Below are 6,904 nucleotides of genomic sequence, written 5' to 3' on the forward strand. Positions count from 1 at the left end.
CTGGCTCCCGTGCCAGTTTCCGCCCCGGGCGGGCGGTGCGCCGCGGCTTGCGCCGTGGTTGGCCCACGAAAGTCGGACGAATGCCTTGTGGGACGACCACCTTGGGTGGATGCGCCAACGCCACTGCAATAGATGTGAGCGACAAACCCCAACCAACAGATGCACCGCGAGAGGATCCGACATGACGTCGAAAGAGCCCACACCCGACCGCGCCGAGAACAATGCGTTCTTCCCCTCCCCTTACTCACTCGGGGCCTACGTGCCGCCGCGCAGCGACTACGACGCGACCGAGCACGAGCGGACGACCTCCACGCGGCGCAAGGTCCTGCTGATTGGTGCAGATGAGCGCTACCTCGAGCTCCAGAACGGTCGATGGTTCTCCACTGGCAACCACCCGGTCGAGACCCTGCTGCCCGTACTGCACCTCGAACAGGCGGGCTACGACATCGAAGTCGCCACGTCGTCCGGGAACCCGATGAAGTACGAGTTCTGGGCCTTCCCCGGCGAGGACGAGGCGGTGAGGGATGCCTACGAGCGTCTCCGGTCCAAGACCGAACACCCGAAGAAGCTCTCTGCCGTGCTTTCAGGCGAGCTCGGCCCCGACTCCGACTACGCGGCCGTGTTCGTGCCCGGCGGGCACGGAGCGATGATCAACATGGCCGACGACCCCGACATCGGGGCGGCACTGGCCTGGGCGCTGGCCAACGACCGCGTGGTGATCACGCTGTGCCACGGCCCGGCGGCGCTGCTTTCTGCTCGCGACGAGGACGGGAAGAACCTCTTCGCTGGCTACAGCGTGTGCGCCTTCCCGGACTCGTTCGACACCGGCCCGAATGTCGAAATCGGATACCTGCCCGGGCAGATGACCTGGCTTCTGTCGAAGACGCTGCAGGACAACGGGATCAACGTGGTCAACGACGACATGACCGGTGGGGTCCACCGCGACCGGCTCGTTCTGACCGGCGACAGCCCTCTTGCGGCCAACGCCCTGGGCAAGCTCGCCGTGGAAACGCTGGCAGAGGTTGCCACGCGTGGAGCCGCGACCTGATGCCCGAGTCGCGCGTCTGGTTCGTCACCGGCGCATCGAAGGGGATAGGCCTCGAGACAGTCCGTGCGGCCCTGCTGGCCGGTGACCGGGTGGTCGCGACCTCTCGTCGGCCGGCGGACTTCCCCGAGGAACTCAGGCGTCGCGACGACTTCCTTGCCGTTGAGATGACCATTCCCGACAGCAATTCGATCCAGAATGCAGTTGATCAGGCTCTCGACCGCTTCGGCCGGATCGATGTCGTTGTCAACAACGCCGGCTACTCACTGCTTGGATCCGTGGAGGAGCTGACCGACGAGGCGGTGCGCCGCAACTTCGATGTGAACGTCATGGGAGTGCTCGCGGTCCAACGTGCCGTGCTGCCGATCATGCGCGAACAGCGGGATGGCCACGTCATCAACCTGGCGTCGATCTCGGCGTCGGTGACGGGACCGGCGACGGGCATTTACTCCGCCACCAAGGCGGCGGTGCTGATGATCTCAGAAGCGCTGGCCGCCGAGGCGGCCGAGTTGGGCATCCGCGTGACTGCGGTGTGCCCGGGCGGGGTGCGCACCGACTTTCTCGATCCCAGCTCATCGAGGGGGGCCGAGGAGGGAGCACAGTCGGCGTATCCACGGGTGCGCCGCGCCGTGGCCGGCTACACCGGGCTCAACCACAACCAGAGTGGCGACCCCCGACTGGTGGGCAAAGCCTTCGTCGAACTGTCGCGCATGGATAGCCCACCCTCGAGGCTCTACCTCGGCACCGACGCCCTCGGCGCCCTCCAGTCAAAGCTGAGCCAGGTAATCGACGAAGCGAACCGTTATGCGCGGCTGAGTGCCTCGATTAGTGAATGAACATGCGGGAAGGCGTGGACCCATTGAGTGAGCAGATCGCCCTCGAGGCGAATGACGCGGAGCACCGCTGGCGCGAGATGCTGCGTCCAGACCTCCTCGGACCCGCGCTCGCGCAGGCAACCGGCGACCCCGCATGGAGCGACTTCAGTGCAGAGCTGATCGCTGGTGGCAAGTCCAATCTCACGTTCGCGCTCTCGTCCACCGCTGGTCGCCTGGTCCTGCGGCGTCCCCCGAGCGGGGAACTGCTGCCCAGTGCCCATGACATGGGCCGGGAGGCGCGTGTCCAGCGGGCGTTGGCGGGCCAGCTCTCGGTTCCCCAGATCGTGCTCTTCGACCAGTCGGGCGAGGTTCTCGGAGTGCCGTTCTACGTCATGCGCGAGGTGGATGGCTGGGTGATCCGGGACCGACTACCCGATGGCTACGCCGACGACGTCGTCGGCAAGCGAGCGATTGCAGACGCCCTGCTCGACCAGTTGACGAACCTGCACTCCATCGACCCAATAGAGGTCGGTCTGGATGGCTTCGGCCGACCCGAAGGGTTCCTCTCCCGACAGGTACGGCGTTGGGCCGCTCAGTCGGAGGCGACCGGTGGCACCGCGGACCTCCGTGGCCTCCAAGAACTCGGTCGACGGCTCGCCGCACGTGTCCCGGACAACCCCTCGGGCAGCATCGTGCACGGCGACTTCCGGCTCGACAACTGCATCCTCGACCGCGACGATCCGGGTCGGGTCGCAGCCGTCCTGGATTGGGAGCTGTGCACTCTCGGCGACCCACTGACCGACCTGTCCCTGTGGTTGTTCTACTGGTCGCTGCCCGGTGAGCCGGAGGTTCCCCTGGTACCCAGCGTCACCAGCCTCGGCGGCTTCCCCGACCGCGACTACCTGGTCACCGGTTACGCCCGGCGTACCGGGCGGGACCTGTCGGCGCTGCCCTTCTACCAGGCGCTCTCACGGTTCAAGTTCGCCGTGATCGCGCGGGGGGTGGCGGCCCGCTCAGCCGCAGGCACGATGGGCGGACAGTCGTTCGAGAACGTCGACGCGGACATCGCCCGCGTGGCTGATGAAGGCTTGGCGATCCTCAGCGATTGGACGCCCTGAGAAAAGGGGGCAAGTCGCACCGCCGGCGACGCGGACCGCGGCGCGTACAAGGCGCTCCAGAAGTACCTCGGACACAAGTCCGCCGATTTGCGGACTGTGCCAGCCCCCGGGAAGCGTTTGCGCAGGTCAGACGGGTACAAGCGGAAGGGCTGGCTCATAGGCCGGGAACAGTGCCCGCAGGAACGGTCATTGTTGGCTGTTGCTGGCAAACCAGTGCTGACCAGCGAAAACTCGTTGGCTCTAGCTGACTGCAATCAGGCCGGGTTGAGAATCTTGCGGACTGCCTGCGGACTGGCTGTGCCCCTGGCAAGCATGTGCTACCTATCCGTGACCGCGGCGAAGGTACCGCCGGATACGAAGAAGTCGTCGCTGGCCGAACCGCGATCACGCTCCAGACGTCCGATGGTGTTCCGATGCCACCAGCGATTGCTGGTATCTCGAAAGTACAACGTGGGAAGCAGTTGAGCGGGCTCCCATTGCTCGCTCCGAACCGCGGTGGGGATACGGACCGCGACCGTCCTCGTCGCATCAGGAGGCACGGTTCCGACGTCGACACGTACGGGGTGCCCATCCAGCTGATCCCGATAGTCGAAGAACGCGCCAAACACCGGTTCGCTGGTCCGGTTCGAGACGTGCACGACGGGCTCACGCAAAACCGCACCGGAGAGGAGCTGCACTTCTTCCGACGACCAGTCCGCCCAACAGCTGACGCGGACCGCGTCCTCACGTTCACGGGCTTCGCGGGCTTCTCGCTGCTCCCCCAATTGGGCGCGCAAGACGTACAAGGAGATGAGGACCGCAGCCACCGTTGAGCCGGCCGTGACCGCACTGAGCAAGGTTTCAACCATGCGATGAGAGTCGCACCAGCTACCGACAGGCGCGGCGATCCTTCTGGATGTCGTCGGCCGAGACGAGACGCTTTGGCTGCTCACCCAGCCTCAAAAAGGGACCGCTCGATCCTGCATGCCATGTCGAGCCACGGGCGCCTGTAGGCCCAATCTGAGCGCGGCGCGTGCTCGATATCGGCCGTTGACAGCATGGGACCGCTGCAGCGTTGCTGCACTTTCGTGCTGCACCTGCGGTGGTAACTGTCTTCGCCGGCGGTGACCACTGACAAGCGCGACCAGGCGCCCAGGGTGAGGCTTCGGGGCGGCCCCGGAGATGGTGTCGGCGTCTCCACTGTGGGTAACCACCGCCGACCGGGACCGCTGGGGCGCTGCAGAATTGACCCTGTGTGGCTCCCCCGCTTAGTTGCCGACCTGGACGGCCCCTGCCGGTGTGGGTGGCATTTCTCTGTTCTGGGTGGGCCGGCCCTCAGCGGATGGAAGCAGTTCACGATGAAGTGTCGGTGGTCCCATGCACACTGATGGCAACCGCAACCTTACGGCGGCTGCCGGCCCATCGGCCGGCCTCATCAACACATAGGAGTGCAAGTGCCCGGAGATCACCCTTCGCATCCCGACCATCCGACCCACCCGCCAAAGCCGCCGCACCCGCCGAAGCCGCCGCACCCCGGACCGGTTGACCCGCCCACGCCGCCTCATCGACCGGTCGCGTAAGTGACCTGGTACGACAACGCCCCCGGTCGCCTCGAGTCAGAGCTAGCCTCGCTTGAGGCGGCTGGGTTCGCCTTCGTACTCGATGAGAAGGAACGCGAAGACCGGCGCGTCATCCAGGTCCATGTCGAGACCGAGATCGATGGCGTCGGCTGCACCCTAGTTGCCACCTATCCAGACGAGTTCCCCTACTTCAAACCGCACGTCGCCGGCCCGAACCTGGGCTTTCACCATCACTTCAACCCCGCCACGAACGAGTACTGCTTGCTTCAGTCAGGCGCCGGAGCCTGGCGGCCGAGCGACACATTGGCCGCGCTGCTTCGCGAACAGATCCCCAAATTCGTCGCCGCCAATACCGTGCAGACGGAGGCGAGCGAAATACTCGACCTGGAGGTCGCGCAAGCAGAGCCGTTTAGCTGCTACGTAGAGCCTGCAAACCACGAAGAGTTGATGGTTGTGCCGACCGATCTGTCGCGGCAGGACCTACTGAGCGGCCGGGCGGCCCTGATCTACACGAGCGCGGATCCACTTCGAGGTCACGTAGTTGAGCTGGTGGCGAATGGTCAGTCCCTCTCGAAGACCTCCACGCCTCCTCGGCACCTGCCCGACGCAGCCTTCGGGTCCGTAATCATTCCGTGGGTTCATCTGGAATCGCCGCCGGAATCTGTGGACTCCGGCGCTTGGTGGCGCGCAGTCGAAGGTGTGCTCACGGACATTCCCGCGGTTGATGCTCCCCCCGCGCGCCCACCGGGCAACGTTCGGAAGAATCGCCAGATCGTGCTCGTCGGATTCCCCGAGGAGGTGGGTCACCGCTCCGTGGGGCAGGGTTGGATCGTTCTCATCCGCGAGCGCCAACGAGTGCACAAGCCGTGGACTGCGGAGCGGACCATTCGAGTCGAGCAGGCAGGCCACCTCGACCTGTTCCTGCGCGAGCCGCGACTCCGCTCCATCGCGTCCTCCAAGATCATGCTGGTCGGACTTGGCGGTCTCGGTGGTTGGCTCGCCCAGTACCTGGCCACGATGAGCCCTCAGAAGATCGTGTACGTGGATGGCGATATCGGCAGCGCCGCGACCGCGATCCGAAATCCCGGGGCCTTTCGAAAGGCAGGTCGACCAAAGGCTACGGAGGCCGTGCGGGCGACCGTCGAAACACAGCCGTACACAGAACCGTTCGGCATATTGCATCGGATCGGCGCGCCACGAACGTCGCTCCTCGACGCTCCAGGCGGCTCCGACATGGACACGCTAGGCAGTGCGCTCGACGACGTCGATCTGATCATCGATGCAACAGCAGACCTGAGCGCTCAGCACTACCTGTCCGATCAGGCCCGATCGCGGGACATCGCATACATACGGGCTGAAGCGCTTCCAGGGGTCTGGTCCGGCATCGTCGCCATCCAGCACCCCGATACCGAGGCGTGTTGGATGTGCTGGCAGCACCATCTGACCGACACAATCCCAGCTCTCCCCGAGGATTCGGACCCCGCCGTACAGCCACCCGGGTGCGGAGATCCGACGTACACGGGAACAGCGTTTGACCTCGCTGCAATTGCCTCTCAAGCGGCGCGGTTCGCTGCGAGCTACCTGACCGGTCCCGACGGCTACGGACACACCTCAACGAACCTGGCAACGGTGCGCTTTCGGAGCGACACCGGCGACCTCGTCCTTCCCGCGTGGACAGGCTACGAACTGGGAAAGCATCCGAGTTGTCCGAATCATCAATAGCTGTATGGATAGCTGCTTCGGCCCTTGAAGAGATAAGGACCGAAGCTGGCCGATGGCCGCATCAGGAAACCGGCGGCATGCTGCTGGGCTATTGGGCCGGGGTCGAAGTCGTGGTGACTGACGTCGTCGGTCCGGGTCCATGCGCAGTACACAAACCCGCTTCGTTTTCACCCGACCACGATTGGCAGCTGGAGAGGCTTGCGGAGACCTACACGGCCTCCGGAAGGGTGGTCACGTACTTGGGCGACTGGCATACCCACCCAGGTGGCGCCCCGGCTCCCAGCGCCCGCGATCGTCGGACAATGCGGCGGATCCGGCGATCCGGTCGCGCCAGGCAGAGACGTCCGCTCATGGTTATCGTCGGCCCAACTCCGTCGTCTACGCCGAAAGTTTGGTGTCTGCCTTCCGGTACGTTCCCCAGAGCACTCTCGTTCACTGAGATCGAGGTGATCTAGAGCGGCGCCTTGCGTGGGTGTGAGGTCTGCTCGGTGCGGCAAGGGTCGGTGCCACAGTCGACTGAGAGCTGCCCAAGGCAGGCTCGGGCCGCAGTGTCGCGAATCTCAGCCCGCGTTGGGCACACTCAGCCGCGGGGTGCGCGGAGGGACCGGCGCTAGCCGCAGCCCGGAGCGCGGGGCCCCGCGGCGG

6 protein-coding genes are annotated in these 6,904 nt (G+C 65.4%); 5 read left to right on the plus strand and 1 reads right to left on the minus strand.

Going from position 1 to position 6,904, the window contains the following annotated elements; translation table 11 throughout:
- The first annotated feature begins 181 nt into the window (after positions 1-181).
- From hchA to VLF38_RS04950, 3 genes are read left to right on the plus strand one after another with little or no spacing between them, the layout of a single operon-like run.
- A complete protein-coding gene (hchA, locus tag VLF38_RS04940; RefSeq protein ID WP_325270170.1) occupies positions 182-1,048 on the plus strand; it encodes a glyoxalase III HchA in 867 nt (288 codons plus the stop codon).
- Positions 1,048-1,881, plus strand: a complete 834-nt coding sequence (locus VLF38_RS04945; protein ID WP_325270171.1) for an SDR family oxidoreductase — start codon at positions 1,048-1,050, stop codon at positions 1,879-1,881. Before hchA ends, VLF38_RS04945 begins: the two co-directional genes overlap by 1 nt.
- A gap of 23 nt (positions 1,882-1,904) precedes the next feature.
- Positions 1,905-2,978 carry a phosphotransferase family protein gene (locus tag VLF38_RS04950; protein WP_325270172.1) on the plus strand — a complete coding sequence of 358 codons (1,074 nt, stop codon included), beginning with the start codon at positions 1,905-1,907 and terminating at the stop codon, positions 2,976-2,978.
- A gap of 317 nt (positions 2,979-3,295) precedes the next feature.
- On the opposite strand, the gene VLF38_RS04955 is transcribed toward VLF38_RS04950, so the two are convergent.
- Positions 3,296-3,826 (minus strand): hypothetical protein, encoded by a 531-nt coding sequence (locus tag VLF38_RS04955; protein WP_325270173.1) that lies wholly within the window; start codon positions 3,824-3,826, stop codon positions 3,296-3,298.
- A gap of 711 nt (positions 3,827-4,537) precedes the next feature.
- Between VLF38_RS04955 and VLF38_RS04960 the strand changes: the two genes are divergently transcribed.
- Together VLF38_RS04960 and VLF38_RS17365 are read left to right on the plus strand one after the other, a co-directional pair.
- Positions 4,538-6,259: a ThiF family adenylyltransferase gene (locus VLF38_RS04960; protein ID WP_325270174.1), complete on the plus strand. Its 1,722-nt coding sequence runs from the start codon at positions 4,538-4,540 to the stop codon at positions 6,257-6,259.
- The gene (locus VLF38_RS17365; RefSeq protein ID WP_414689365.1) at positions 6,208-6,714 is read left to right on the plus strand and encodes a Mov34/MPN/PAD-1 family protein; all 507 of its coding nucleotides are present in this window, start codon (positions 6,208-6,210) and stop codon (positions 6,712-6,714) included. The genes VLF38_RS04960 and VLF38_RS17365 overlap by 52 nt, the downstream gene beginning before the upstream one ends.
- The last annotated feature ends 190 nt before the right edge of the window (positions 6,715-6,904 follow it).

It is taken from the genome of Nocardioides sp. (assembly GCF_035481145.1).
Lineage (GTDB): Bacteria > Actinomycetota > Actinomycetes > Propionibacteriales > Nocardioidaceae > Nocardioides.

Excerpts from the sequence above, each read along its gene's own strand:
- VLF38_RS04955 (WP_325270173.1), bottom strand. The coding sequence starts at position 3,826 with ATGGTTGAAACCTTGCTCAGTGCGGTCACGGCCGGCTCAACGGTGGCT.
- VLF38_RS04945 (WP_325270171.1), top strand. The coding sequence starts at position 1,048 with ATGCCCGAGTCGCGCGTCTGGTTCGTCACCGGCGCATCGAAGGGGATA.
- hchA (WP_325270170.1), top strand. The coding sequence starts at position 182 with ATGACGTCGAAAGAGCCCACACCCGACCGCGCCGAGAACAATGCGTTC.